Raw genomic sequence first — 25,987 nt, 5'->3', positions numbered from 1 at the left:
AATTTCTATTACGACCTGAACACCAAGAACACCGCCGACAACCGCGGCGAGGCCAACGAGTGGGGCCAGGGCTTCCTCTTCAACTACACCTCCGGTTTCACCGAGGGCACCGTCGGCTTCGGCCTCGACGCGGTCGGCCTGCTCGGCCTGAAACTGGATGCCGGCGGTGACGGCGACACCAGCGACAGTCGCAAGCCGGGCCAACTGTTCCCGCTAGACAGCGACGGTAAGGCGCGTGACGACTACAGCAAGGGTGGCGTGACCGCCAAGGTGCGCGTGTCCAAGACCGAAGGTCGCCTGGGCACCCTGCAGCCGAAACTGCCGGTCGTGACCTTCAACGACGGTCGTCTGCTGCCGCAACTGTTCGACGGTGGCCAGATCACTTCCAACGAGATCGACAACCTGACCCTGACTGCCGGTCAGCTCGAGCACACCAAGACTCGTTCCTCTACCGATGACGTCGGCCTGCGTATTGCTGGCGCTACTAACTCCAACGGCACCACGACCGGTGCCCCGATTGCCGACTCCAACAAATTCTACTTTGCCGGTGGTGACTACAAGATCAGCAAGGACCTGCTGGCGCAGTACTACTACGGCAACCTGGACGACTTCTACAAACAGCACTTCCTCGGCCTGACCCATAACTGGGCCATCGGTCCAGGCGCGCTGAAGTCCGACCTGCGCTACTTCTACAGCGATTCCGATGGCAAGAATGGCAGCGTTGCCGGCCGTGCCGAGGGATATGTCGGTCAAGGCGAAATCAATGCCGCCAACCGCTACAGCACCACTGAAGTGGACAACAAGACCTGGAGCGCCCTGTTCACCTACACCCTGGGCAGCCATGCACTGAGCGGCGGTTACCAGCAGGTCTCCGGTGACAGCGCCTTCCCGTTCCTCAACCAGGGTGACGGTTCCACCGCCTACCTGATCACCGACCGCCAGATCGGCAAGTTCCTGTCGGCCGGCGAGCGCACCTGGCTGGCCGAGTACGCCTATGACTTCACCAAAGTCGGCGTACCGGGCCTGAAAGCCACCGTGACCTACCTGTCCGGCGACAACATCGACGCCGTCGGCGGCGACCGCAAGGAATGGGAACGTGACTTCCGCCTGGACTACACCCTGCAGGAAGGCGCTCTGAAAGGCCTCGGCTTCTCCTGGCGTAACGCCTCGCTGCGTGGCAACACGGCTTCGACCGTTACCGACCAGGACGAGAACCGCCTGATCGTCAGCTACACCCTGTCGCTCCTCTGATCGACAACGGCGGGGGCTGCGGCCCCCGCCATCTCCTGACCTGACCGCCAACGGTTGGGAAGGCCTCACCCTGAGTCCAAGGAGATTCCCATGAAAAGCTTCAAACCCCGCCATCTGCTCGCCGCGCTGCTCGCCACCACCCTGCCGCTCGCTACCCACGCCGCCGAACCCAAGGAAGTCCGCCTGGACTACGCCTATTACGCGCCTACCAGCCTGGTACTGAAGGACCAGGGCATCCTCGAGAAGCGCCTGGCCGCCGACGGTATCGCCGTGAAGTGGGTGTTCAGCCAAGGCAGCAACCGCTCCCTCGAATATCTTAACGGTGGCAGCATCGATTTCGCTTCCACCGCCGGCCTCGCCGCCGTGCTCAGCCGTGCCAATGGCAGCCCGGTGAAGACCGTGTACATCGCCAGCCGTCCGGAATGGACCGCCCTGGCCGTGCCCAAGGATTCCTCGATCAAGACCCTGGCCGACCTCAAGGGCAAGAAGGTCGCCGCCACCAAGGGCACCGACCCCTACCTGTTCCTCCTGCGCAGCCTGCACAGCGCTGGCCTGGACAAGGGCGACGTGGAAATCGTCCACCTGCAGCACCCGGACGGCCGTGTGGCCCTGGAGCGCGGCGACGTGGATGCCTGGGCCGGCCTCGACCCGCACCTGGCCGCCAGCCAGCTGCAGGCCGGTTCGCGCCTGCTGTATCGCAATGTCGACTTCAACAGCTACGGCGTACTCAACGTCAGCGACAAGTTCCTCAAGGAGCAGCCGCAGCTGATCGGCAAGGTCATCGCCGCGTACGAGGAGGCGCGTCAGTGGACCATCGCCCATCCGCAACAGACCGCCGAGCTGCTGGCCAAGGAAGCCAAGCTGCCGCTGGAAGTGGCCAAGCTGCAACTGTCGCGCACCGACTTCAGCAACCCGCAGCCGGGTGCCGAACACGTCGCCGCGCTGAAGGCCGCCGCGCCGATCCTGCTCGACGAGCAACTGGTACGTCCGGGCACCGACGTGGCCGCCGTGGTCGACCAACTGATCAGCCCGCAGCTGGCCGCTGGTGTGATTGGCCAACCGGTAGCCAAGGCGGAGCAATAAGTCATGCCTGCTAGCAGTCTGCTCGCCACCCTGCTGGCCGCCCGCGCGGCCGTGCGTGGCGAGCATGTGCCCAGCGTACGCCGCCCATGGACGGGCAACTGGCGCGGGCTGGTGCTGCCGCTGGCGCTGCTGGTGCTGCTGGAAGCGCTGGTGCGCCTGGACTGGATACCGGCGCACCAGCTGCCGGCGCCCAGCCAGGTTGGCCAGACCCTCTGGTGGCTGGCTGCCGGCGGCGAGCTGTGGGGGCATATCGGCGTCAGCCTGGCGCGGGTTGCCGCTGGTTTCGCCATCGGCGCGGCACTGGCCGTGCTGATCGGTGCCTGGGTCGGCCTCAGCCGGCGTGCCGAGAGCTACCTGGAGCCGACCTTCCAGGCCCTGCGGGCGATTCCCAGCCTGGCCTGGGTGCCATTGCTGCTGCTCTGGCTGGGCATCGACGAGACGCCCAAAGTGGTGCTGATCGCCCTCGGCGCCTTCTTCCCGGTCTACCTGGCGCTGCTCGCTGGCATCCGCAACGTCGACCGCAAGCTGGTCGAGGTGGGGCGCCTGCATCGCCTGTCCGGCGTCGCCCTGACCCGGCGCATCCTTTTGCCGGCGGCGCTGCCGAGCCTGTTCACCGGGCTGCGCGGGGCACTCAGCCTGAGCTGGATGTTCCTCGTTGCCGCCGAGCTGATCGCCGCCACCCAGGGCCTCGGCTACCTGCTCAGCGACGGCCGCGAGACTTCGCGTCCGGACCTGGTGATCGCCGCCATCCTCCTGCTCGCCGTGCTTGGCAAGCTCAGCGACGGCCTGCTCAAACAGCTGGAAACCCGCGCGCTGCACTGGCGCGACAGCTTCGTTGGCGGGGAGGGCTGAGATGAGCGCACTGTTGGAACTGCGCGGCATCCGCAAGGCCTTCGCCGGTCAGCGGGTGCTGGAAGACGTCGACCTCAGCCTGGCGCCGGGTGAGATCGTCAGCCTGCTCGGCCCCAGCGGCTGCGGCAAGAGCACCCTGCTGCGCATCGCTGCCGGTCTCGACCAGGATTTCACTGGCGGCCTGGCGCATAACCCGCTGCTGGACTTCGGCGGCGGCAGCGGTATCGGCGTGGTGTTTCAGGAGCCACGGCTGATGCCCTGGCTGAACGTGGCGCAGAACGTCGGTTTCGCCGACGGTCGTGGCGCCGATTCGGAGTGGATCGAGCAATTGCTGGAGGATGTCGGACTGGCCGGCCAGGGCGGCAAGCTGCCCAAGCAGCTCTCCGGCGGCATGGCCCAGCGCGTGGCCATTGCCCGCGGCTTGTATCAGCGCCCGCAGGTGCTGCTGCTGGACGAGCCGTTCAGCGCGGTGGACGCCTTCACCCGCATGAAGCTGCAGGACCTGGTGGTGCGTCTGGCTGATCGCTACGGCATCGCCCTGCTGCTGGTTACCCATGACCTCGACGAGGCCTTCTATCTCAGCGACCGCGTGCTGATCCTCGGCGGCAGCCCCAGTCGCATTCAGCGCGAGCTGGCGGTGCCGCTGGCGCATCCGCGTGACCGTCGTTCGGCCGAACTGGCCTACCTGCGTGGCGAGGCGCTGACCGAGCTGACGCTGTAAACCAACCTCAAGGTGGAAGCTGTTTCCGGGCCTTATGGCCCGGTTTTTTTATCAGCTGCGTTGTAGCGAAGAGGCGGCTAGACCGAGCCCCAGCGCAACCAGCACGCCGCCGATGGCACGCTCGATCAGGTGCCGGCTGCGGGCGACGAAGCCGCGCGCCGCTTCCGAGGACAAGCCATAGGCCACCAGGACGAACCAGAACAGGTGCGCGACGGACATGAACAGGCCGTAGCCGAGCTGGGTCAGGCTGGCGGTGTCCGGGCTGATCACCTGAGTGAACAGGGCGACCACGAACAGCGTGGTCTTGGGGTTCAGCGCGTTGGTCAGGAAGCCCACGCGCAGTGCCTGCCAGTCGCTCAGCTGCGGCGCGGCAACCACCTGCTGCGGGTCGAGCTTGCGGCTGCGCAGCATGCCGATACCGAGCCAGATCAGGTAGGCGGCGCCGGCGAATTTGACCAGGTTGAACAGCAGGATCGACTGCGAGATCAGCAGGCCGATGCCGAGCATCGAGTAGGTGACGTGGACCAGCACGCCGAGGCTGATGCCCAGCGCCGTGAGCAGGCCGGCGCGGCGCGAGAGGAACATGCTGTTGCGGCTGACCATGGCGAAGTCGGCGCCGGGGCTGATCACGGCGAGCAGAGTGATGGTGACGACCGAGACGAGTTCGAGCATGGCGCAGTCCGCTTTCCGGGTGGGCTGCTCAAGATGGGGGCAGGCGCCGCGTCCTGCAAGTGCAGCTCTAGCTCTGCGCCAGCTGGCGCAGGTACTCGGCGCTCTCGGCATCGGCCGGGAAGAAGGTCTCCAGGGCCAGCTCGGCCAGGGTCACGTCGTTGGGCGTGCCGAACACCGTGGTGGTGCTGATCATGCTCAGCACGCCGTGCTCGGTGCGGAACTGCAGCGGCATCAGCACGCTATCCGGCTGCGGCTCGGCCTTCTCGGTCGGCGCCGGGTAGCTCAGCAGCTCCTCCTGCAGGGCCATCAGCTGCGGGTCGCCGCTGATGTCGATGTCGTGCTGCAGGCGCATCAGCAGGTAGGCGCGCCACTGCGCCAGGTTGACGATGCGCGGCGCCAGGCCATCGGGATGCAGCGACACGCGCAGCACGTTGAGCGGCGGGCCGAGCAGCTCGGCCGGCAACCCGGCGAGGAAGGGCGCGACCGAGGCATTGGCCGCCAGCAGGTTCCACTGGCGGTCGATGGTCAGCGCCGGGTAGGGCTCGTGGGCCTTGAGCAGCTGCTCGATGGCGGCGCGGGCGGCGGCCAGGGCCGGGTCGTCCAGACCATGCTGGCTATACAGCGGAGCATAGCCGGCGGCGCTGAGCAGGCGATTGCGTTCGCGCAGCGGAATCTCCAGCTGCTCGGCCAGGTGCAGGAGCATCTCGCGGCTGGGCAGGGCGCGGCCGGTCTCGACGAAGCTCAGGTGGCGGGTGGAAATGTCCGCCTCGCAGGCCAGGTCGAGCTGGCTCAGACGGCGGCGCTGGCGCCACTGGCGCAACAGGGCGCCGACGGGGTGATTGGCTGTGTTCATGGGATCGGACGATAGCCCAGGCGCGTCAAGGCGACCATTACCTGGCAGGTAATCGACGCGCCGCCCGCGGCGGGAGAACTCTATGGCCAGGCGCCAGTCCGGCGCTCTCATTGGAGGATTCGCCATGCATACCCTGAACGCTTCTCCGTTGTTGCGCCGCGCCCTGCTCGCCGATGGCGTGGCTGGCCTGGCCACCGGCTCGCTGCTGGTGCTGGCCGCCGGTTGGCTCGCCGAACTGCTGGCCCTGCCGCGCGAACTGTTGCTCGGCGCCGGCTGGCTGCTGCTGCCGCTGGGCGTGTTTCTGGTCTGGCTGGGCAGCTGCGAGCAGATCAATCGCCTGGCGGTATGGGCGGTGCTGGCGATCAACGCGCTGTGGGTGATCGATACCCTGGTGCTGCTGCTCGCCGGCTGGGTCACGCCGAACCTGCTCGGCCACGTCTTCGTCATCGGCCAGGCGCTGACGGTGCTGCTGTTCCTCGAACTGGAACTGGTCGGCCTGAAACGCTCCGAGCCGTTGGCGGCATGAGCCCTAGAAGCAAAAAGCCCGGCGGGTGCCGGGCTTTCTGGGGTCACTGGGCGGTGTAGATCTGGTCGAACACGCCGCCGTCGTTGAAGTGGGTCTTCTGGATGCTCGGCCAGTCGCCGAAGGTCTTGTTCACGTTGAGGAAGGTGACCTTGGGGAAGCGGTCGGAGAACTCGGCGAGGATCTTCTCGTTGCGCGGGCGCAGGTAGTTGTTGGCGGCGATGCGCTGGCCCTCGTCGGACCACAGGTACTTCAGGTAGGCCTCGGCCTCGGCGCGGGTGCCTTTCTTGTCGACCACCTTGTCGACCACTGCCACTGGCGGCTCGGCCTGGGCGGAGACGGTCGGATAGACCACTTCGAAGCCGCCGCGGCCGAATTCGCGGGCGATCATTTCGGCCTCGTTCTCGAAGGTCACCAGCACGTCGCCGATCTGGTTCTGCATGAAGGTGGTGGTGGCGGCGCGGCCACCGGTGTCGAGTACCGGTGCCTGCTTGAACAGCTTGCCGACGAAGTCCTTGGCCTTAGTCTCGTCGCCGCCGTTCTGCAGCACGTAGCCCCAGGCGGAGAGGTAGGTGTAGCGGCCGTTCCCCGAGGTCTTCGGGTTTGGCACTACCACCTGCACGCCGTCCTTGAGCAGATCCGGCCAGTCTTTCAGGGCCTTGGGGTTGCCCTTGCGCACGATGAACACGGTGGCGGAGGTGAAGGGCGCGCTGTTGTCCGGCAGGCGCGCGGCCCAGTCCTGCGGTACCAGGCCGCCGTGCTCGGCGAGGGCGTTGATGTCGGTGGCCATGTTCATGGTGATGACGTCGGCTGGCAGGCCGTCGATCACCGCACGGGCCTGCTTGCTCGAGCCGCCGTGGGACATCTGGATGGTCAGCGGTTTGCCGCCCTCGGCCTGCCAGTGCTTCTGGAACGCGGCGTTGTAGTCCTTGTAGAAGTCACGCATCACGTCGTAGGAGACGTTGAGCAGGGTCGCTGCCTGGGCGGAAGTGGCCAGGGCGAAGCCGGCGGCCAGGGAGAGGGACAGTAAGCGTTTCATCGGATGTCCTTATGGGGATGGGAGCGCAGGCGACTATAAGAGAGCCATGCATATTCTTTGAAAGAATAATTGTTTAGGTGCTTATATCGTAACGCTCGTGATGAATATTTCTATATGGAATAAATAAATCGTTATTTATTCTTTTTATTTCGTTTCGATCCTGATCATAGTGAGCCCCACGCAACGAACTGCCAAGGAGCATCACCATGAGCATCCGCCTGGGCGACATCGCCCCCGACTTCGAGCAGGACTCCAGCGAGGGTCGCATCCGTTTCCACGACTGGCTGGGCAATGGCTGGGGCGTGTTGTTCTCCCACCCCGCCGACTTCACTCCGGTGTGCACCACCGAGCTGGGCTTCACCGCCAAGCTGAAGGATGACTTTGCCCAGCGTGGCGTCAAGGTCATCGCCCTCTCGGTGGACCCGGTGGACTCGCACCTGCGCTGGATCGACGACATCAACGAGACCCAGTCGACCCGGGTCAACTTCCCGATCATCGCCGACGCCGATCGCAAGGTCTCCGGCCTGTACGACCTGATCCACCCGAACGCCAACGACACCCTGACCGTGCGCTCGCTGTTTATCATCGACCCGAACAAGAAGGTGCGCCTGATCATCACCTACCCGGCCAGTACCGGGCGCAACTTCAACGAAATCCTGCGCGTCATCGACTCGCTGCAGCTGACCGACAACCACAAGGTCGCCACCCCGGCCAACTGGCAGGACGGCGACGAGGTGGTGATCGTGCCATCGCTGAAGGACGAGGCGGAGATCGCCCAGCGCTTCCCGAAAGGCTATCGCGCGGTGAAACCCTACCTGCGTCTGACGCCGCAGCCGAACCGCTAAGGGGCGCTCATGCACGTTGTTCTGTTGTCCGGCAGCCCATCGGCGCGCTCACGCACCGAACTGCTGCTGGAATACGTCAGCCAGCGCCTGCAGGCCAGCGGCCTGGAGGTCAGCCTGCTACGGGTCCGTGACTTCCCGGCCGAGGCCCTGCTGCATGCCGACTTCGCCAGCCCCGCCGTGCAGCAGCTGCAGGCGGCGGTGGCCAGCGCCGATGGCCTGGTGGTCGCCACCCCGGTGTACAAGGCGTCCTTCACCGGCGCCCTGAAAGTATTGCTCGACCTGCTGCCGGAACGCGCCCTGGCGCACAAGGCGGTACTGCCCATCGCCAGTGGCGGCAGCCCCGCCCATTTGCTGGCCGTGGACTATGCGCTGAAGCCGGTACTGGCGGCGCTGAAAGCCCAGGAGATGCTCCCCGGCGTGTTCGCCGTGGACAAGCAGATCGCCTATCCGGAAGGGGACCACCCCGCCCGCATCGACGATGAACTGCGCGAGCGTCTCGACGAGTCGGTGGAACAGCTGGTTGCCGCCCTGGCGCGCCGGCCGAAGCCGATCGACCCGAACCTGTTGAACGACCGGCTGGTGAATGCCCGCTGGAGCATCTGAGACGGGCTTTGCCCGCCTGTAAGTCCCGTAATACCCCACCTTACTCGCCCGCCAACGGGCAAGCAGGTCGCCAACCAAGACAACGCACAGCAAAGGAGACGCGCCATGCGCACCATCACTTTGCGTCGGAGCCTGGTCGCCCTGTTTGCCGCGGCCATTTCCTTCGGCGCCATCACTCAAGCTCAAGCCGAGACTCTGCGGATCGGTTATCAGAAGTACGGCACCCTGGTGCTGCTCAAGGCCAAGGGCACGCTGGAGAAGCGCCTGGCCGAGCAGGGCGTAGAGGTGAAATGGACCGAGTTCCCCGGCGGCCCGCAGCTGCTCGAAGGGCTCAACGTCGGCTCGGTGGACTTCGGTGTCACCGGCGAGACCCCGCCGGTATTCGCCCAGGCCGCCGGTGCTGACCTGCTCTACGTGGCCCACGAGCCGCCAGCGCCGACTGGCGAAGCGATCCTGGTGCCGAAGGATTCGGCGATCAAGTCGGTGAGCGAGCTGAAGGGCAAGAAGGTCGCCCTGAACAAGGGTTCCAACGTGCACTACCTGCTGGTGCGCGCCCTGGAAGACGCCGGCCTGAAGTACAGCGACATCCAGCCCGTTTACCTGCCGCCGGCCGATGCCCGCGCCGCTTTCGAGCGTGGCAGCGTCGACGCCTGGGTGATCTGGGACCCCTTCCAATCCGCCGCCGAGCATCAGCTGCAAGCGCGCAGCCTGCGTGACGGCAGCGGCCTGGTCGACAACCACCAGTTCTACCTGGCCACCCGTCCCTACGCCGAGAAGAACCCGCAGGTGATCGGCGTGCTGGTCGAGGAAATCCGCGGCGTCGGCGAGTGGGTCAAGGGCAACCTCGATGAAGCCACCAGCCAGGTCGCCCCGCTGATCGGCCTGTCGCCGGAAATCACCCGCCAGGCCGTCGAGCGCCAGGGCTACGGCGCGCAGTTCATCTCCCCGGAGGTGATCACCGCCCAGCAGAAGATCGCCGACACCTTCACCGACCTCAAGCTGATCCCCAAGAAGCTCAGCATCAAGGACGTGATCTGGAATCCGCCGGCCAAGGTCGCGCAGCAGTAAGCCCTACGCCGCGGCCAGTAGGCCGCGGCGACACCGATTTCATCTAAGGAGACCACTCCATGAGCCTCAACATCTTCTGGTTCCTGCCCACCCACGGCGACGGCAAGTACCTCGGCACCAGCGAAGGCGCGCGCGCCGTCGACCACGGCTACCTGACCCAGGTGGCCCAGGCCGCCGACCGCCTCGGCTTCGGCGGCGTGCTGATCCCCACCGGGCGTTCCTGCGAGGACTCCTGGCTGGTGGCCGCCTCGCTGATCCCGGCGACGCAGAACCTGAAGTTCCTGGTCGCGCTGCGCCCGGGGATCATCTCGCCCACCGTGGCCGCGCGCCAGGCGGCGACCCTGGACCGCCTGTCCAACGGCCGCGCCCTGTTCAACCTGGTCACCGGTGGTGATCCGGACGAGCTGGCCGGCGACGGCCTGCACCTGTCGCACGAGGAGCGTTACGAGGCCTCCGTCGAATTCACCCGCATCTGGCGCCGTGTACTGGAGGGCGAGACCGTCGACTACGACGGCAAGCACCTGCAGGTGAAAGGCGCCAAACTGCTCTACCCGCCGATCCAGCAGCCGCGTCCGCCGCTGTACTTCGGTGGTTCCTCCGAAGCCGCCCAGGACCTGGCCGCCGAGCAGGTCGAGCTGTACCTGACCTGGGGCGAGCCGCCAGCCGCGGTGGCCGAGAAGATCGCCGCCGTGCGCGAGAAGGCCGCTGCCCAGGGCCGCGAAGTGCGCTTCGGTATCCGCCTGCATGTGATCGTGCGCGAGACCAACGAGGAAGCCTGGGCCGCCGCCGATCGCCTGATCAGCCACCTGGACCAGGACACCATCGACCGTGCCCAGGCCTCCCTGGCGCGCTTCGATTCGGTTGGTCAGCAGCGCATGGCCGCCCTGCACGGCGGCAAGAAGGACAACCTGGAAGTGTCGCCGAACCTCTGGGCCGGCGTCGGCCTGGTGCGTGGCGGTGCCGGCACCGCGTTGGTCGGCGACGGCCCGACCGTGGCCGCACGGGTGAAGGAATACGCCGACCTCGGCATCGACACCTTCATCTTCTCCGGCTACCCGCACCTGGAAGAGTCGTACCGCGTCGCCGAGCTGCTGTTCCCGCACCTCGACGTCGCCCAGCCGGAGCGCCCGGCGAGCCGCGGCTACGTCAGCCCGTTCGGCGAGATGATCTCCAGCGACATTCTGCCCAAGGCCGCCTCGGCGAGCTGAGATGACAACGGGGCGGCCCACCGCCCCGGTTCCCGCACTACCAGAGAAGGAGCGTTGCCATGTCGACGCACAAGCTACACAACATCGGCCACCGTCTGGCGCCCTGGGCGCTGCCGGTTGCACTGCTGGCCCTGTGGCAGGGCGCGGTGGTCTTCGGCCTGCTGTCCACGCGCATCCTGCCGGCGCCCAGCGCGGTAATCGAGGCGGGTTGGGCACTGCTTTCCAGCGGCGAGATCTGGACCCACCTGGCCATCAGCGGCCAGCGTGCAGCCATCGGTTTCGCCATCGGCGGCGGCATCGGCCTGCTGCTCGGCTTCATCACCGGCCTGTCCAACTGGGGCGAGCGCTTCCTCGATAGCTCGGTGCAGATGATTCGTAACGTGCCGCACCTGGCGCTGATTCCGCTGGTGATCCTGTGGTTCGGCATCGATGAGGCAGCGAAGATCTTCCTGGTCGCCCTCGGCACCCTGTTCCCCATCTACCTCAACACCTACCACGGCATCCGCAACGTCGACCCGGCGCTGGTGGAAATGGCGCGCAGCTACGGCCTGAAGGGCTTCGCCCTGTTCTGGCAGGTAATCCTGCCCGGCGCTCTGCCATCGATCCTGGTCGGTGTGCGCTTCGCCCTTGGCTTCATGTGGCTGACCCTGATCGTCGCTGAGACCATCTCCGCCAGCAGCGGCATCGGTTATCTGGCGATGAACGCCCGCGAGTTCCTGCAGACTGACGTGGTAGTGCTGGCCATCCTGCTCTACGCAGTACTCGGCAAGCTGGCCGATGTCGCCGCTCGCCTGCTCGAACGCGCCTGGCTGCGCTGGCACCCGGCCTACCAGGCCAAGGCAGGTGCGCAATGACCGCCCTGCACAGTATTCGCCAAGGCATCCCGCTGGCCATCGAGGGCATCCGCAAGGCCTTCGGTGAACGCGAGGTGCTCAAGGGCATCGACCTGCATATTCCGGCCGGGCAGTTCGTCGCCGTGGTCGGTCGCAGTGGCTGCGGCAAGAGCACCCTGCTGCGCCTGCTGGCCGGGCTCGATGCGCCCACCGGCGGCCAGCTGCTGGCCGGCAACGGCCCGCTGGCGGCGGCCCGCGAAGATACCCGGCTGATGTTCCAGGACTCGCGCCTGCTGCCGTGGAAGCGGGTGATCGACAACGTCGGTCTCGGCCTGTCCGGTGACTGGAAACCGCGGGCCCGCGAGGCGCTGGCCGCAGTCGGCCTGGCCGACCGCGCCAATGAGTGGCCGGCCGCCCTGTCCGGCGGACAGAAGCAGCGCGTGGCCTTGGCTCGTGCACTGATCCACCAGCCGCGCCTGCTGCTGCTCGACGAGCCGCTGGGCGCGCTGGATGCGCTGACCCGCATCGAGATGCAGCAGCTGATCGAAGGCCTGTGGCAGCAACACGGCTTCACCGTGCTGCTGGTGACTCACGACGTCAGCGAGGCCGTGGCCATCGCCGACCGGGTGATCCTGATCGAGGACGGCGAGATCGGCCTCGACCTGGCCGTCGACCTGCAGCGTCCGCGTCATCGTGGCTCGGCGCGCCTGGCCGCACTGGAGGCCGAAGTGCTCGACCGCGTGCTGGCGCTGCCAGCCACGCCGCCACAACCCGAACCCGTTTCCCCATTGCCCACGCAACTGCGCTGGGCGCTCTAAGCAAGCCCTCAGGCCCGGACCGTTCCGGGCTACCCAAACCGTAAAGGAGCTAGACCATGACCATTAAAGCCATCAACGTCCGCAACCAGTTCAAAGGCAACATCAAGGAAATCGTCATCGGCGACGTGCTGTCGGAAATCGATGTGCAGACCGCCGCCGGTATCGTCACTTCGGTGATCACCACCCGTTCCGTGCGCGAGCTGGACCTGCAGGTCGGCAGCGAAGTGATCGCCTTCGTCAAATCCACCGAAGTGTCGATCGCCAAGCTTTGAGATGGGCTTACTGCTCGTCGTGAACCGCGTCGCAACGAGATAACGGCCACCGCCTCGGTCGTTACTCTCGTTGCTCGCTACACCCCGTTTGCTCTACTCGGGGTAGTCGGATTCAGGCATTGGCCTGCGCCGCCAGCAACTGCTCGGCGGGCTGCGGGCGGCCGAACCAGTAACCCTGGCCCAGCAAGCAGCCGATCTCGCGCAGATAGGCGGCCTGTGCCTCGGTCTCGATACCTTCTGCCAGCACGCGCAGGCCCAGGCTCTGGCCGAGGGTGATCACGGCGCGGGCGATGGCCGCATCCTCGCGGTCATGCGGCAGGCCGCGAACGAAGCTCTGGTCGAGCTTGAGCTTGTGCACCGGCAGGCTCTTCAGTCGCGCCAGCGAGGAATAGCCGGTACCGAAGTCATCGATGGCCAGACGCACGCCCAGCTTGTGCAGCTGCGTGAGCAGCTCGCTGGCGCGCTCGGGGTTGTCCATCACCGCGCTCTCGGTCACTTCCAGCTCCAGCCGCGCCGGCTCCAGGCCGCTCTCGCGCAGCACGCGCTCGACCCGCAGGTCCAGCTCGCCGCGGCTGAACAGGCGGCTGGAGACGTTCACCGCGATGAACTCCAGGCTCAGGCCCTCTCGCTGCCAGCGGCCCATCTGCGCGCAGGCCTGTTCCAGCACCCAGGCGTCGATGGCGCCGATCAGGCCGCTGTCCTCGGCCACCGGGATGAACTCGCCCGGCGGCACCAGGCCGCGTTCGGGATGCTGCCAGCGCACCAGGGCCTCGGCGCCGATCATGCGCCGGTCATCCAGGCGGTGGATCGGCTGGTAGTGCACGCGCAGCTGACCTTCTTCCAGGGCCAGGCGCAGCTGGCTCTCCAGGCGCACGCGGGTCAGCGCGTGCTCGGTCATGTCCTGGCTGTAGAAGCTGAAGGTCTGGCGCCCGCTGTTCTTGGCGCGGAACAGCGCCGAGTCGGCGTTGCGCATCAGCTGCTCGACGCTGTCGCCATCGTCGGGGAACAGGCTGATGCCGATGCTGGCGCCGACGAACAGCGGCTGGCCGTCGAGCAGGAACGGCTGGCTGAGGCTGTCCAGGGTCTGCAAGGCCAGCTGCGAGGCCTGCTCGGCCTCGGCACAGTCGTCGCAGAGCACGCCGTACTCGTCGCCGCCCAGGCGCGCCAGGGTCATGTCGGGGCCGAAGGCCGCGCCCAGGCGTTCACCGATCATCTTCAGCAGCAGGTCGCCGGTGTTGTGGCCGAGGCTCTCGTTGACGATCTTGAAGTGGTCGAGGTCGAGTAGCAGCAGGGCGCCACGCCGGCCGTCGCGCTTGGCCCGTTGCAGCGCCTGCTCGATGCGCTCGCCGAACAGCAGGCGGTTGGGCAGTCCGGTCAGCGGGTCATGGTGGGCGAGGAAGTCCAGTTCGTGCTGCGAGTGCTTGATCGCGCTGACATCGGAGAACACCGCCACGTAGTGGCTGAGGTTGCCGTTCTCGTCGTGGATGCCGCGGATGCACTGCCACATGGGAAACACTTCGCCGTTCTTGCGCCGGTTCCAGATCTCGCCGCTCCAGGTGCCGCGCGTGGTCAGGGCGTGCCACAGGCTCTGGTAGAAGGCCGGGTCGTGGCGCCCGGACTTGAACATGCTCGGCGACTTGCCCAGCACGTCCTTGCTCTCGTAGCCGGTGATGCGGGTGAAGGCCGGATTGACGTGGCTGATGCGCAGGTCGCGGTCGGTGACCAGTACGCCTTCCAGGGTGCTGTCGAACACGGCGGCGGCCTGGCGCAGGCTGTCCTCGTCGGCGCGGCGCTGGGTGATGTCGCTGGAGGTGCCGATGAAACGGTGCGGCTGGCCCTGGTCGTCCAGCAGCAGGCGGCCGCGCGAATATAGCCAGCGGTAGTTACCGTCGCGGTGGCGGATGCGGAAGATGCTCTCGTAGTAAGGCGTGCGGTCTTCGATCAGGGCGCGCAGGCGCTCCTCGGCGAGGTGGCGATCCTCGGGGTGCAGGCGACTGAGCCAGGCGTCGCGGTCGCCGCCGAACTCCTCGGCGCTGTAGCCGAGCAGCTCGCAGTAGCGCTGCGAATAGAAGACGCGTGTGCTCTTCATGTCCCAGTCCCACATGCCCTCCTCGGCAGAGTCCAGGGCCAGGCTCAGGCGTTCTTCGCTGCTGCGCAGTGCCTCGCGAGCCTGCTCCTGCTGGCGGCGGTGCTGCTCCAGGGCGGCATACAGCACCAGGCCGGTGATCAGGACGAAGGCGAAACCCTTGAAGGTCTGGTAATGCGCCAGGGTTTCGCGGTCGAGGCCCAGCCACAGCAGCAGGGCATCGCTGCAGAGAATCCACAGGGCGGCGACGAACAGATAGAGGAGCGAGAACTGCAGCGGGCTGCGCTGGAATTTCATCAAAAGGGCCGGCCTTGGCTGGTGTGAGCTGCCGCACATTATAGATAAGTCGACATCCAGCGCATTCTCGTCTAACGCTGCACTGGCATTCTCCCCCCGCTTGGGGATAATGCCGGGGAGACTGGGTTTACAGTCGTTCTCTCCCCGCGAGGCTACACCCTTCATGTGGTACAACGGTTTTCTCGATCTGTCGCCGTGGCAGCTGGTGGCAGTCACCCTGGTGCTGACCCATATCACCATCGTCAGCGTCACCGTCTATCTGCACCGCTATTCCGCGCACCGCTCGCTGGAACTGCACCCGGCGCTCAAGCATTTCTTCCGTTTCTGGCTGTGGATGACCACCGGCCAGAACACCCGGGAATGGACCGCGATCCACCGCAAGCACCACGCCAAGTGCGAGACCGCCGATGATCCGCACAGCCCGGTGATCAAGGGCCTGGGCACCGTGCTGCGCAAGGGCGCCGAGCTGTACCAGGAAGAGGCGAAGAACGAAGAGACCCTGCGCATCTACGGCAAGAACTGTCCGGAAGACTGGGTCGAGCGCAACGTCTACAGCCGCTTCCCCATGGGCGGCATCATCCTCATGGCGATCATCGACCTGGCCCTGTTCGGCGTGCTTGGCATGACCGTGTGGGCGGTGCAGATGATGTGGATTCCGGTGTGGGCTGCAGGCGTGATCAACGGTCTCGGCCATGCTGTCGGCTACCGCAACTTCGAGTGCCGCGACGCCGCCACCAATCTGGTGCCCTGGGGCATCCTGATCGGCGGCGAGGAGCTGCACAACAACCACCACACCTACCCGAACAGCGCCAAGCTGTCGGTGAAGAAGTGGGAATTCGACATGGGCTGGGCCTGGATCAAGCTGTTCAGCTGGTTGGGCATGGCCAAGGTGCAGCGCGTGGCGCCGATCGCCCACCGCGTTGAGGGCAAGCACAGCCTGGACATGGACACCGCCATGGCCATCCTCAACAACCGTTTCCAGATCATGGCCCAGTACCGCAAGCTGGTGATCAAACCGCTGGTGCAGCAGGAACTGGCCAAGGCCGACGAGTCGGTACGCCACCTGTTCCGCCGCGCCAAGCGCCTGCTGTCGCGCGAGACCAGCCTGCTCGACGAGCAGCATCATGCGCGCATCAGCGAGCTGCTGGCGCAGAGCCAGGCGCTCAAGGTGATCTACGAGAAGCGCATCGCCCTGCAGCAGATCTGGGTCAAGACCAGCAGCAACGGTCACGACATGCTCGAAGCGATCAAGCAGTGGGTGCACGAGGCCGAGGCCAGTGGCATCCAGTCGCTGCGTGACTTTGCCGAGCAGCTGAAGACCTACTCGCTACGCCCGACCGCCGCCTGAGTCGAGCCTGCTTGGAAAAAGCCCGCCACTGGCGGGCTTTTTTGTGGTCGGAATATTTATTGGCGCGGGCTATGCGCTCGGCACAGCCGGTCTACGCTGTTGAATGTATCAAGATGTTGCATTGACTACCGATGGCCAAGGAACGGCGTTGCTTGGCTGATCACCCGCCGCACTCTCTCAAATGGATGACGAGGTCGAACATGTTCGGTTCTTCAGTGCGTAACGAGTTGTCGCTGTGTCAGTCGCAGTTGTTCGCCTCCGAGCAGATGCTCGCCGCGATCCGCAAGGGCATGGCGCTGATCGAGTTCAGCCCGCAGGGCGAGATACTCGATGCCAATGCCGCCTTTCTCGACACCGTGGGCTATCGGCTGGAGGAGGTGCGCGGTCAGCACCACCGCATGTTCTGCTCGCCGCAGCTGCTGAGCAGCCCGGAGTACGCGCGCTTCTGGCAGCGCCTGGCCCAGGGCGAGAGCTTCAGCGACCGCTTCATGCGCGTGGCCAAGGGTGGCCGGGAGATCTGGCTGGAGGCCAGCTACCTGCCGGTGCGCGACCCCCAGGGCAATGTCGGACGGGTGATCAAGGTGGCTACCGACATCACCGCGCAGGTCGAGGCCGAGCATCAGCACAGCAGCCTGCTCAATGCGATCAGCCGCTCCATGGCGGTCATCGAGTTCAACCCGGACGGCACCGTGCGTGAGGCCAATGACAACTTCCTGCACACCATGGGCTATCGCCTGGACGAGATCCGCGGCCAGCATCACCGCCTGTTCTGCGAGGCCCATGAGGTCGCCAGCGAAGACTATCGGCGCTTCTGGCAGCGCCTGAACCAGGGCGAGTTCGTCTCCGGGCGCTTCAAGCGCATCGCCAAGGACGGACGGGCGGTGTGGCTGCGCGCCACCTATAACCCGCTATACGACGCCAACGGCCGGCTCAGTGGGGTGGTCAAGTTCGCCAGTGATATCACCAACCAGGTCGAGCACCGCGAGGCCGAGTCGGCGGCGGCGCAGCTGGCCTTCGACATCGCCCGCGAGACCGACGAGAGTGCGGTCAAGGGTGCCGCCACGGTGGATAACACGGTACAGGTGGTGCGCGGCATCGCCGCCGAGCTGAGCCAGGTGGCGCAGCAGATTGGCGCGCTGAGCAATCAGTCCGAACGTATCAGCAGCATCGTTCAGGTGATCCGCGGGATCGCCGAGCAGACCAACCTGCTGGCGCTCAACGCGGCCATCGAGGCGGCGCGTGCCGGTGAGGCTGGTCGTGGCTTCGCCGTGGTCGCCGACGAGGTGCGCGGCCTGGCCCAGCGCACGCAGAAGTCCACCGAGGAGATCGCCGAACTGGTCGCCGGCCTGCAGAGCCGCACCCAGCAGGTGGCCGAGGTGATGAACAACAGCCGCGCCATCACCGACAACAGCGTGGTCCTGACCCGCCAGGCCGGTGAAGCGCTGGCGGGCATCACCAGCCGCGTCTCCAGCATCCAGTCGATGAACCTGCAGATCGCCGCCGCTGCCGAGGAGCAGAGCGCGGTGGCCGAGGAGATCAGCCGCAGCGTGATCAACGTGCGTGACGTCTCCGAGCAGAGCGCCGCGGCCAGCGACGAGACCGCCGCCTCCAGCGTTGAGCTGGCGCGTCTCGGCGGTGAGCTGCAGCAGCTGGTCAGCCGCTTCCGCATCTGACGCCGGGCGGTCTGGGGAGTATCCTGCCGGCTTCGGTTGGCAGGAGCGTCCCATGCAGATTCGCAGCGATTTCGACAGCGGCAATATCGAGGTTCTCAACGCCGGCGACCCGACCTGGGTGCGCCTGGCGATCCGCAAGGACTTCGCCAGCGATCACTTGCAGTGGTTCCACTTCCTCGCCGAAGGCCTGAGTGTCGGCGAGCGCCACGGCTTCACCCTGGAGAACGCCGGCCAGTCGAGCTACAAGAGCGCTTGGCCCGGCTACCAGACGGTGGCCAGCTACGACGGCGTGGACTGGTTCCGCGTGCCCACGACCTATGACGAGCACGGCCTGCACTTCGAGCTGCTGGCCGAGCAGGCGTCCGCCCGCTTCGCCTACTTCGAGCCCTACCCGCGCGCGCGACACGCCCAGTTGCTGGTGCAGGCGCTGGCGCTACCGAATGTCGAGCTGCTGGCCTGCGGCAGCAGCCTGCAGGGCCGCGAACTGCCGCTGTTGCATGTGCGCGGCGCCGCCAGCGCGCCGCGCAAGCTGTGGCTGATCGCCCAGCAGCACCCCGGCGAGCACATGGCTGAGTGGTTCATGGAGGGCCTGATCGAGCGCCTGGCGCAGCCCGATGCCGAGCTGCAGCAACTGCTCAGCCAGGCCGATCTGTACCTGGTGCCGCACATGAACCCAGACGGCTCCTTCCTCGGCAACCTGCGCACTAACGCTGCCGGCCAGGACCTCAACCGCGCCTGGCTGGCGCCCTCGGCCGAGCGCAGCCCCGAGGTGCTATTCGTCCAGCAGCAGATGGCCGGCCAGGGGGTGGATGGCTTCCTCGATATCCACGGTGACGAGGAGATTCCCCACGTGTTCACCGCCGGCTGCGAGGGCAACCCCGGTTTCACTCCGCGGTTGGACGAGCTGGAGCAGGAATTCCGCCAGCGCCTGATGGCCGCCGGCGAATTCCAGGTGGCCCACGGCTACCCCCGCGACCAGCCGGGCCAGGCCAACCTGGCGCTGGCCTGCAACTGGGTCGGACAGACCTACGACTGCCTGTCCTTCACCCTGGAGATGCCGTTCAAGGACCACGACGACAGCCCGCAGCCGCGCACCGGCTGGAACGGCGCGCGCTCCAAGCGCCTGGCAGGCGCAGTGTTGAGCGTACTGGCGGCGATGGCGCACAAGCTGCGCTGAGGCGTTTGGCAGAAACGCATTGCATTCAGTCACCTCCGACGCCTGCAATGCGCCGCGGCTGATGCTGCAATCGGGGCGACTTCAATGATGAGCGTCGCGCCATGTCCGAGACCCGCACCCGTATCGCCGATATCCTCAGCCGCGAGGAGATCAAGGCCCTGACCCAGCGCTCCGACTGGCGCGGCGCCTGGGCCGTGTTTTCCACCTGGGGCGTGCTGGCGCTGACCTTCGCCGGCCTGGCCTGGGCCCAGGAAAATCTGCCGCTGTGGGGCTTCGCGCTCGCCCTGCTCGCTGGCCTGGCGATCATCGGCGGGCGCCAGCTGTGCCTGGCTATCCTGCAGCACGATGCGGCCCACGGCACCCTGTTCAAGAGCAAGTGGGGCAACGACGTGCTGGCCGACTGGCTGTGCGCGCGGCCGGTGTGGAACGAGCTGCACAAGTACCGCCCCTACCATCTGGTGCACCACGCCAAGACTTCCAGCGAGCAGGACCCGGACCTGTCGCTGGTGGCCGGCTTCCCTACCTCGCGCACCTCGCTGCTGCGCAAGCTGGCCCGCGACCTGTTTGGCGTCACCGGGCTGAAGTTCATGCTCGGCCGGGTGCTGATGGACGCCGGCGTGCTCAAGTGGACGGTGGCCAACGATGTGCAGGTGCTGTCGCAGGACGGCCGGCGCTGGTGGGACTATCCGCTGACCTTCCTCGGTAACGCCGCCGGCATGCTGATCACCAACGGCCTGCTGCTGGCTGTGCTGTGGGCCTGCGGCGAGGCCTGGTTGTATGGCGTCTGGGCGCTGGCCTACGTCACGCCCTTCCCGCTGTTCATCCGCATCCGTTCGATGGCCGAACATGCCTGCCTGGAGCCTTCCCGCGACACCCTGCGCAACACCCGCACCACGCGCGCTGGCTGGCTGGCCCGTGCCTTCGTCGCGCCGATCCGGGTCAACTACCACATCGAGCACCACCTGATGGCCTCGGTGCCCTACTTCCGCCTGCCGCAGCTGCATGCCCTGTTGCGCGAGCGCGGGCTGACGCCTGAGCCGCCGGGTTACTGGCAGGTGCTGCGCATCGTCAGCAGCCGCTGAAACGAAAAAGCCGCCCGAAGGCGGCTTTTTTCATGGCGGGACGAACTCAGCGCCGAGCGCCGCGTACACCCTCGGCCAGCTGGGCGCACAGGCTTAGTACGCCGTCGATGGCCTGTTGCGGGCTGGCGGCCTTGGCGATCTGATCGACCAGCGCCGAACCCACCACCACGCCCTCGGCGCGGCGCGCCACGTCGGCGGCGTGCTCTGGGGTGCGGATACCGAAGCCGATGCATACCGGCAGGTCGGTGTGGCGACGCAGGCGCGCGTGCGCCTCTTCCACCTGGTCCATGGACGCCGAACCGGCGCCGGTGACGCCGGCCACGGAGACGTAGTAGACGAAGCCGGAGCTGCCGTTGAGTACGGTCGGCAGGCGCTTGTCGTCGGTGGTCGGGGTGGTCAGGCGAATGAAGTCGATGCCCGCGGCCTGGGCCGGGAAGCACAGGTCGGCGTTATGTTCCGGCGGCAGGTCGACCACGATCAGGCCATCGACGCCGGCTTCCTTGGCATCGGCGATGAACTTGTCCACGCCGTAGTAGTGAATGGGGTTGAAGTAGCCCATCAGCACCAGCGGGGTGTTCTGCTCGCCTGCGCGGAATTCGCGAACCATCTGCAGGGTCTTGGCCAGGGTCTGCTTGGCACCCAGGGCGCGGATGTTGGCCAGCTGGATCGACGGGCCGTCGGCCATCGGATCGGTGAAGGGCATGCCCAGCTCGATCACATCGGCGCCGGCGGCCGGCAGGCCCTTGAGGATGGCCAGCGAGGTGTCGTAGTCCGGGTCGCCGCCGGTGACGAAGGTGACCAGGGCGGCGCGGTTCTGCTCTTTAAGCTCGGCAAATCGGCTCTGCAGACGGCTCATCAGTTGTTCTCCGATTTGGACAGGTCGAGGTGGTGCATGACGGTCTGCATGTCCTTGTCGCCGCGGCCGGACAGGTTGACCACCATCAGGTGATCCTTGGGCAGGTTCGGCGCGCGCTTGAATACTTCGGCCAGGGCGTGCGAGCTCTCCAGGGCCGGGATGATGCCCTCCAGGCGGCAGCACTGGTGGAAGGCGGCTAGGGCTTCGTCATCGGTGATCGAGGTGTACTCGACGCGGCCGATGTCGTGCAGCCAGGCGTGCTCGGGGCCGATGCCGGGGTAGTCGAGGCCGGCGGAAATCGAGTGGGCGTCGATGATCTGGCCGTCGTCGTCCTGCAGCAGGAAGGTGCGGTTGCCGTGCAGCACGCCCGGTACGCCGCCGTTCAGGCTGGCCGCGTGCTTGCCGGTCTCGATGCCGTGGCCGGCCGCTTCGACGCCGATGATTTTGACGCTGGCGTCATCGAGGAACGGATGGAACAGGCCCATGGCATTGGAGCCGCCGCCGATGCAGGCGATCAGCGAGTCCGGCAGGCGACCTTCGTGTTCCTGCATCTGCTCGCGGGTTTCCTTGCCGATCACGGCCTGGAAGTCGCGTACCAGCTCCGGGTACGGGTGCGGGCCGGCCACGGTGCCGATCAGGTAGAAGGTGTTGTGCACGTTGGTCACCCAGTCGCGCAGCGCTTCGTTCATCGCATCTTTCAGGGTGCCGGTGCCGGCGGTGACCGGGATCACGGTGGCGCCCAGCAGCTTCATGCGGAACACGTTGGCCTGCTGGCGATCGATGTCGGTGGTGCCCATGAAGATCACGCATTCCATGCCGAAGCGCGCGGCCACGGTGGCGGTGGCCACGCCGTGCATGCCGGCGCCGGTCTCGGCGATGATGCGTTTCTTGCCCATGCGCTTGGCCAGCAGGATCTGGCCGATGCAGTTGTTGATCTTGTGCGCGCCGGTGTGATTGAGCTCTTCGCGCTTCAGATAAATCTTGGCGCCGCCGCAGTGCTCGGTCAGGCGCTCGGCGAAGTACAGCGGGCTCGGGCGGCCGACATAGTCGCGCTGGAAGTAGGCCAGTTCCTTGGCGAATTCCGGGTCGGCCTTGGCCTTCTGGTATTCCGCGGCGAGGTCGTGGATCAGCGGCATCAGGGTCTCGGCGACGTACTGCCCGCCGAAGGAGCCGAACAGGCCGGTGGCGTCAGGGCCGGTGCGCAAGGAAGTCATGGTGTTCTCCTGTTCTTGCTGCCCTGATTCGCGAAAGACGGATCGAGGGAGCGTGAGCGATGGCGCCATTCTACCCCTGGCCGGCTCGTGAAAAAGCGATTAGATTGCTGTAACACGTCAGAAAAACTCACGAATATATGAGCCGCGAACTGCCCCCGCTGAATGCCCTGCGCGCCTTCGAGGCCGCTGCCCGCCTGCAGAGCGTCAGCCAGGCGGCTGCCGAATTACATGTGACCCACGGTGCGGTGAGCCGGCAGATCCGGGTGCTGGAGGAACAGCTCGGCGTGGTGTTGTTCGACAAGGACGGCCGCGGCGTGAAACTCACCGATGCCGGCCGCCGCCTGCGCGAGGTCAGCAGCGAAGCCTTCGAGCGCCTGCGCGAGGTGTGCAGCGAGTTGCGCCAGCAGGACAGCGAGCGCCCCTTCGTCCTCGGTTGCCCTGGCAGCTTGCTGGCGCGCTGGTTCATCCCGCGTCTGGACCGTTTGCAGAAGGATTTGCCGGAGCTGCGCCTGCAGCTGTCGACCAGCCAGGGCGAGCTGGACCCGCGCAGCCCGCAGGTCGACGCCACCCTGCTGTTCGCCGAACCGCCGTGGCCGGCGGACATGTTGGTGTACGAGCTGGGCGTGGAGCGCATCGGCCCTGTGCTCAGCCCGCGTTATGCGCGCAGTGCCGAGCTGGCCGGCCAACCGCCCGCCGCGCTACTCGGCGAGCCGCTGCTGCACACTGCCTCGCGCCCGCAGGCCTGGCCACAATGGGCCGAGGCCCAGGGCCTGGAGGCGCAGCGGTTGCAGCGTGGCCAGGGCTTCGAGCACCTCTACTACCTGCTGGAAGCCGCCGCCAGCGGCCTCGGCGTGGCCATCGCGCCGCAACCGCTGGTGGCGGACGACCTCGCCGCTGGCCGCCTGGTCGCGCCCTGGGGCTTTGTCGAAACCGACGCCCGCCTGGCCCTGTGGGTGCCGAGCCGACGTGGCGAACGCCGCGCCGAGCGCCTGGCCGACTGGCTGCGCCGCGAGCTGCAGGGTGAGCACGGGTAAAGATCGTAAAGATGCTGCGGTTTTCGCCGCGTTCGTCCGTCTTTACCTGTGTAAGCCTTCCATGGCTGGGCGGCTGATGCCGTTCAGAACTCTGGCGTGTACTTGACGCTGAACATCAGGTTGCGCGGCTCGCCGAAGTTGTTGTTGCCATCGAGCTGGTTGTAACCGGCGGCAATGTACTTCTTGTCGAACAGGTTGTTGGCATTCAGCGCCAGGCCGATTTCCGGTGTCAGCTGGTAGCCGACCCGGGCACTCCACACGGTGTAACCCGCAACCTCATAGGTCCGCTCGTAACCCAGTGTGTGGCTCTGGGTGGTGAAGCCGAGGCCTGTGCTGAGACGGTTCAGGTCGCCGCTGAACTGGTAGTTGCCCCACACGCGCAGCATGTGTTTTGGCGTCCAGGTGCTGAACACGCTGCCTTCGTTGGTCGGGTCTTCCAGGTACTTGGTGGTGTTGTAGGTGTAGCCGGCAAACAGCTGCAGGTTGTCGACGACCTCGCCGCTGATTTCTGCTTCGATACCCTGGCTACGTACTTCACCCGCTGCCTTCGAGCAGTACCAGCCGTCACAGGCGAAGCCGGCGGCCAGGTCGTTTACCGAGCGGTTTTCCTGGTCGTAGCGGAAGACCGCCAGGGAGGTGTTGACCCGCCCGTCGAGCAGCTCACCCTTGAGGCCGATCTCGTAGTTGCTACCAATCACCGGCTTGAGCATCGAACCGCCGGCATCGCGCACCGTCTGCGGTTCGAACACGTCGGTGTAGCTGGCGTACACCGCCCACTCGCGGCTCAGGTCGTAGACGATACCGGCATAGGGTGTGAACTCCCCGGTTTCGTTCGAGGTGCTTGGCTCACTGACGTTGACGACGTTGCTGAAGGCGAACTGGTTTCTCGATTCGTAGCTGTAGTCATACCAGCTGACACGCGAGCCCAGCACCAGGGTCAGGTCGTCTACCGGCTTGATCCGCCAGCTGCCGTACAGGCCTTTCTGCCGGACATCGTACTCACTCATGTAGCCCCGCCCGCCGGCGGTGTTGAGCAGGCCTTCGTAGCTGATTTCCGGGCGGTTGTGGTCGATGTCGAAGATGGTGTCGCTGGTGGCGTTGAAGGTGCGCGCGTAGCGATCATCGGTGGTCATCTTGGAGTAATTGCCGCCCAGGGTGACTTCCTGCTGCATCGACAAGGCTTCGAATTTGCCGGTGAGGTTCATGTCGAGGCCGAGCTTGGTCGAATCGAAGTCGGTCACGAAATCGTCGTACTCGGCACCGCTACCATCTGCCGCGAGCCCGGCGCCGACCGTCGACAGCCGTTGCTGTTTCGAGGTGTTTTCCTCGGTCATGCGTAGGGCACCGACCTTGAACGCCCAGTCATCATTGAAGCGGTGTTCGAGGTCGGCGTAGACGGTGGTGACATCGATGTCCGAGTGGTTCCAGCGTGCGCCGCCATAGGTCGAGCGCGAGATATCCGGCATCGAGCCGTCGGCGTAGCGTGGCAGGCCGCGGATGCTTGGGCGCGATTCGCCGTCCGAGCGGCTGATGGCCAGGCCCAGGGTGGTGTCCTCGCGTAGGTCGATGTCCAGTGCACCGTACAGCGAGTGGGTCTTGCTCCATTCGTAGTCGATGAAGGACTTGCTCTGGTCTTCATCGGCAACGACCCGTCCACGGATCGTGCCGGCCTCGTTGAGCGGGCCACCCGCGTCCACTTGCAGGCCGTAGTGATCCCACGAGCCGGCCTTGCCAGTCACGGTTACCTTGGGCGCATCTTGGCCGCGTTTGCGCACCATGTTGACGGCGCCGCCCGGGCTGCCGGTGCCCTGCAACAGGCCGGACGCGCCGCGCAGCACTTCCAGGCGATCAAAGAAGATCAGGTCCTGGGTCGCCCAGTTGCCCAGCGCATACATGTTGCGGGGGATCGGAACGCCGTCGTACTGCCAGTCATCGATCTGGAAGCCGCGCGAGGACAGGATCATGCCCTTGCCGACCCCCTGCAGACCGACGATGCCGGTGGTGTGATTGACCGCGTCCTTGAGGTCGACCAGATCCTGATCATCCAGCTGCTGGCGGGTGATCACGCTGACCGACTGGGGGATTTCCTTGAGCGTGTGAGTACCCTTGCCGATGGTCACCGCGCCGGTGGTGTAGGAGCCGGTGCCTTCGGTGGTGCTGCCCAGCTCGCTGGCGTTGATCTCCGTGGTGCCGAGCGCCATCGAGTCATCGGTCTGCTGTTCCAGGACATAGCTGCCGCCGTCATTGACCGCGCGCAGGCCGCTGCCTTGTAGCAGCCTGGCGAAGCCGGCATCGACCGAGTAGCTGCCGCTCAGGCCTTCAGACTGGCGGTTGCCGAGTTGCGCCGCGTCGAACGACAGGGCGATGCCGGAGGCGGCGGCGAAGCGCCCGAGCACTTCGCTGAGCGGGCCCGGGGCGATGGCGTATTGGCGGACCTGTTCGACCGCAGCGCTGGTCGAGGTGGGTTCGGCGGCCTGCAGCAGCGGCGCACCGATGGCGCCCACGCCGAGCAGCGCGGCCTGTAGATGGCGCGCCAGGCGGTGGCGGATGAATGGATACGACATGGTGACTCCCCCAGT

Annotated in this window: 24 protein-coding genes; 17 read left to right on the top strand and 7 right to left on the bottom strand. The window is 66.2% G+C overall.

The annotated features are described in order from the left end of the window. The 4 genes from IP89_RS22640 to IP89_RS22625 all read left to right on the top strand — a co-directional run. The coding region (locus IP89_RS22640) for an OprD family porin (protein WP_043312216.1) at nt 1-1,251 on the top strand (1,251 nt) is incomplete at its 5' end. Between the two features lie 90 nt (nt 1,252-1,341). Beyond that, nucleotides 1,342-2,334 carry an aliphatic sulfonate ABC transporter substrate-binding protein gene (locus IP89_RS22635; RefSeq protein WP_043312214.1) on the top strand — a complete coding sequence of 331 codons (993 nt, stop codon included), beginning with the start codon at nt 1,342-1,344 and terminating at the stop codon, nt 2,332-2,334. Between the two features lie 3 nt (nt 2,335-2,337). After that, on the top strand, nt 2,338-3,186 hold the full coding sequence (locus tag IP89_RS22630) for an ABC transporter permease (protein WP_043312213.1): 849 nt from the start codon (nt 2,338-2,340) through the stop codon (nt 3,184-3,186). Nucleotide 3,187: 1 nt separating this feature from the next. Continuing rightward, on the top strand, nt 3,188-3,907 hold the full coding sequence (locus IP89_RS22625) for an ABC transporter ATP-binding protein (protein WP_043312212.1): 720 nt from the start codon (nt 3,188-3,190) through the stop codon (nt 3,905-3,907). A gap of 51 nt (nt 3,908-3,958) precedes the next feature. On the opposite strand, the gene IP89_RS22620 is transcribed toward IP89_RS22625, so the two are convergent. Together IP89_RS22620 and IP89_RS22615 are read right to left on the bottom strand one after the other, a co-directional pair. Then, complete coding sequence (locus IP89_RS22620) at nt 3,959-4,579, bottom strand: LysE family transporter (RefSeq protein ID WP_043312211.1); 621 nt, start codon at nt 4,577-4,579, stop codon at nt 3,959-3,961. 67 nt (nt 4,580-4,646) lie between these two features. Continuing rightward, nucleotides 4,647-5,432, bottom strand: coding sequence for a helix-turn-helix domain-containing protein (locus IP89_RS22615; protein WP_043312210.1), 786 nt, complete (start codon nt 5,430-5,432; stop codon nt 4,647-4,649). A 124-nt stretch (nt 5,433-5,556) separates the two neighbouring features. Between IP89_RS22615 and IP89_RS22610 the strand changes: the two genes are divergently transcribed. Next, complete coding sequence (locus IP89_RS22610) at nt 5,557-5,958, top strand: hypothetical protein (protein WP_043312208.1); 402 nt, start codon at nt 5,557-5,559, stop codon at nt 5,956-5,958. Nucleotides 5,959-6,001: 43 nt separating this feature from the next. Here the strand turns inward: IP89_RS22610 and IP89_RS22605 are convergent, their stop codons facing one another. Continuing rightward, a complete protein-coding gene (locus IP89_RS22605; RefSeq protein ID WP_043312207.1) occupies nt 6,002-6,994 on the bottom strand; it encodes a sulfate ABC transporter substrate-binding protein in 993 nt (330 codons plus the stop codon). Nucleotides 6,995-7,200: 206 nt separating this feature from the next. Between IP89_RS22605 and IP89_RS22600 the strand changes: the two genes are divergently transcribed. The 7 genes from IP89_RS22600 to IP89_RS22570 all read left to right on the top strand — a co-directional run bounded on the left by IP89_RS22600 (nt 7,201) and on the right by IP89_RS22570 (nt 12,641). Beyond that, nucleotides 7,201-7,839: a peroxiredoxin gene (locus tag IP89_RS22600; RefSeq protein ID WP_043312206.1), complete on the top strand. Its 639-nt coding sequence runs from the start codon at nt 7,201-7,203 to the stop codon at nt 7,837-7,839. Between the two features lie 9 nt (nt 7,840-7,848). Further along, complete coding sequence (gene ssuE / locus IP89_RS22595; protein WP_043312204.1) at nt 7,849-8,442, top strand: NADPH-dependent FMN reductase; 594 nt, start codon at nt 7,849-7,851, stop codon at nt 8,440-8,442. Between the two features lie 105 nt (nt 8,443-8,547). Next, nucleotides 8,548-9,510, top strand: coding sequence for a sulfonate ABC transporter substrate-binding protein (locus tag IP89_RS22590; RefSeq protein WP_043312203.1), 963 nt, complete (start codon nt 8,548-8,550; stop codon nt 9,508-9,510). 59 nt (nt 9,511-9,569) lie between these two features. Continuing rightward, nucleotides 9,570-10,718, top strand: a complete 1,149-nt coding sequence (gene ssuD / locus IP89_RS22585) for an FMNH2-dependent alkanesulfonate monooxygenase (protein ID WP_043312201.1) — start codon at nt 9,570-9,572, stop codon at nt 10,716-10,718. Nucleotides 10,719-10,777: 59 nt separating this feature from the next. Further along, nucleotides 10,778-11,572 (top strand): aliphatic sulfonate ABC transporter permease SsuC, encoded by a 795-nt coding sequence (gene ssuC, locus IP89_RS22580; RefSeq protein WP_043312200.1) that lies wholly within the window; start codon nt 10,778-10,780, stop codon nt 11,570-11,572. Continuing rightward, nucleotides 11,569-12,369 carry an aliphatic sulfonates ABC transporter ATP-binding protein gene (ssuB, locus tag IP89_RS22575; protein ID WP_043312199.1) on the top strand — a complete coding sequence of 267 codons (801 nt, stop codon included), beginning with the start codon at nt 11,569-11,571 and terminating at the stop codon, nt 12,367-12,369. Before ssuC ends, ssuB begins: the two co-directional genes overlap by 4 nt. Nucleotides 12,370-12,425: 56 nt before the next feature. Next, nucleotides 12,426-12,641: a molybdopterin-binding protein gene (locus IP89_RS22570; protein ID WP_043312198.1), complete on the top strand. Its 216-nt coding sequence runs from the start codon at nt 12,426-12,428 to the stop codon at nt 12,639-12,641. A gap of 112 nt (nt 12,642-12,753) precedes the next feature. Here IP89_RS22570 and IP89_RS22565 read toward each other — a convergent pair whose 3' ends face one another. Then, the gene (locus IP89_RS22565) at nt 12,754-15,024 is read right to left on the bottom strand and encodes a bifunctional diguanylate cyclase/phosphodiesterase (protein WP_043312196.1); all 2,271 of its coding nucleotides are present in this window, start codon (nt 15,022-15,024) and stop codon (nt 12,754-12,756) included. Between the two features lie 163 nt (nt 15,025-15,187). On the opposite strand from IP89_RS22565, the gene desA reads away from it, so the two are divergent. From desA to IP89_RS22545, 4 genes are all read left to right on the top strand, one after another. Then, the gene (gene desA / locus IP89_RS22560) at nt 15,188-16,372 is read left to right on the top strand and encodes a delta-9 fatty acid desaturase DesA (RefSeq protein WP_043312195.1); all 1,185 of its coding nucleotides are present in this window, start codon (nt 15,188-15,190) and stop codon (nt 16,370-16,372) included. Nucleotides 16,373-16,572: 200 nt separating this feature from the next. After that, nucleotides 16,573-18,045, top strand: a complete 1,473-nt coding sequence (locus tag IP89_RS22555) for a PAS domain-containing methyl-accepting chemotaxis protein (RefSeq protein ID WP_081963351.1) — start codon at nt 16,573-16,575, stop codon at nt 18,043-18,045. A gap of 52 nt (nt 18,046-18,097) precedes the next feature. Further along, nucleotides 18,098-19,222 carry a M14-type cytosolic carboxypeptidase gene (locus tag IP89_RS22550; protein ID WP_043312194.1) on the top strand — a complete coding sequence of 375 codons (1,125 nt, stop codon included), beginning with the start codon at nt 18,098-18,100 and terminating at the stop codon, nt 19,220-19,222. A 101-nt stretch (nt 19,223-19,323) separates the two neighbouring features. Beyond that, nucleotides 19,324-20,304 (top strand): fatty acid desaturase, encoded by a 981-nt coding sequence (locus tag IP89_RS22545; protein ID WP_043312193.1) that lies wholly within the window; start codon nt 19,324-19,326, stop codon nt 20,302-20,304. 46 nt (nt 20,305-20,350) lie between these two features. On the opposite strand, the gene trpA is transcribed toward IP89_RS22545, so the two are convergent. Further along, nucleotides 20,351-21,160, bottom strand: a complete 810-nt coding sequence (trpA, locus tag IP89_RS22540; RefSeq protein ID WP_043312191.1) for a tryptophan synthase subunit alpha — start codon at nt 21,158-21,160, stop codon at nt 20,351-20,353. Then, a complete protein-coding gene (gene trpB, locus IP89_RS22535; protein WP_043312190.1) occupies nt 21,160-22,374 on the bottom strand; it encodes a tryptophan synthase subunit beta in 1,215 nt (404 codons plus the stop codon). Before trpB ends, trpA begins: the two co-directional genes overlap by 1 nt. 137 nt (nt 22,375-22,511) lie before the next feature. Between trpB and IP89_RS22530 the strand changes: the two genes are divergently transcribed. Continuing rightward, nucleotides 22,512-23,408, top strand: coding sequence for a LysR family transcriptional regulator (locus IP89_RS22530; RefSeq protein WP_043312188.1), 897 nt, complete (start codon nt 22,512-22,514; stop codon nt 23,406-23,408). Nucleotides 23,409-23,491: 83 nt separating this feature from the next. Here IP89_RS22530 and IP89_RS22525 read toward each other — a convergent pair whose 3' ends face one another. Continuing rightward, nucleotides 23,492-25,972: a TonB-dependent receptor gene (locus tag IP89_RS22525; protein WP_081963350.1), complete on the bottom strand. Its 2,481-nt coding sequence runs from the start codon at nt 25,970-25,972 to the stop codon at nt 23,492-23,494. Between the last annotated feature and the right edge of the window lie 15 nt (nt 25,973-25,987).

Origin of the sequence: Pseudomonas sp. ML96 (assembly GCF_000761545.1) — a bacterium.
Taxonomy (GTDB): Bacteria; Pseudomonadota; Gammaproteobacteria; order Pseudomonadales; family Pseudomonadaceae; genus Aquipseudomonas.
The sequence above is the reverse complement of the archived record's forward strand: the minus strand, read 5'-3'. Positions and strand labels throughout refer to the sequence as shown.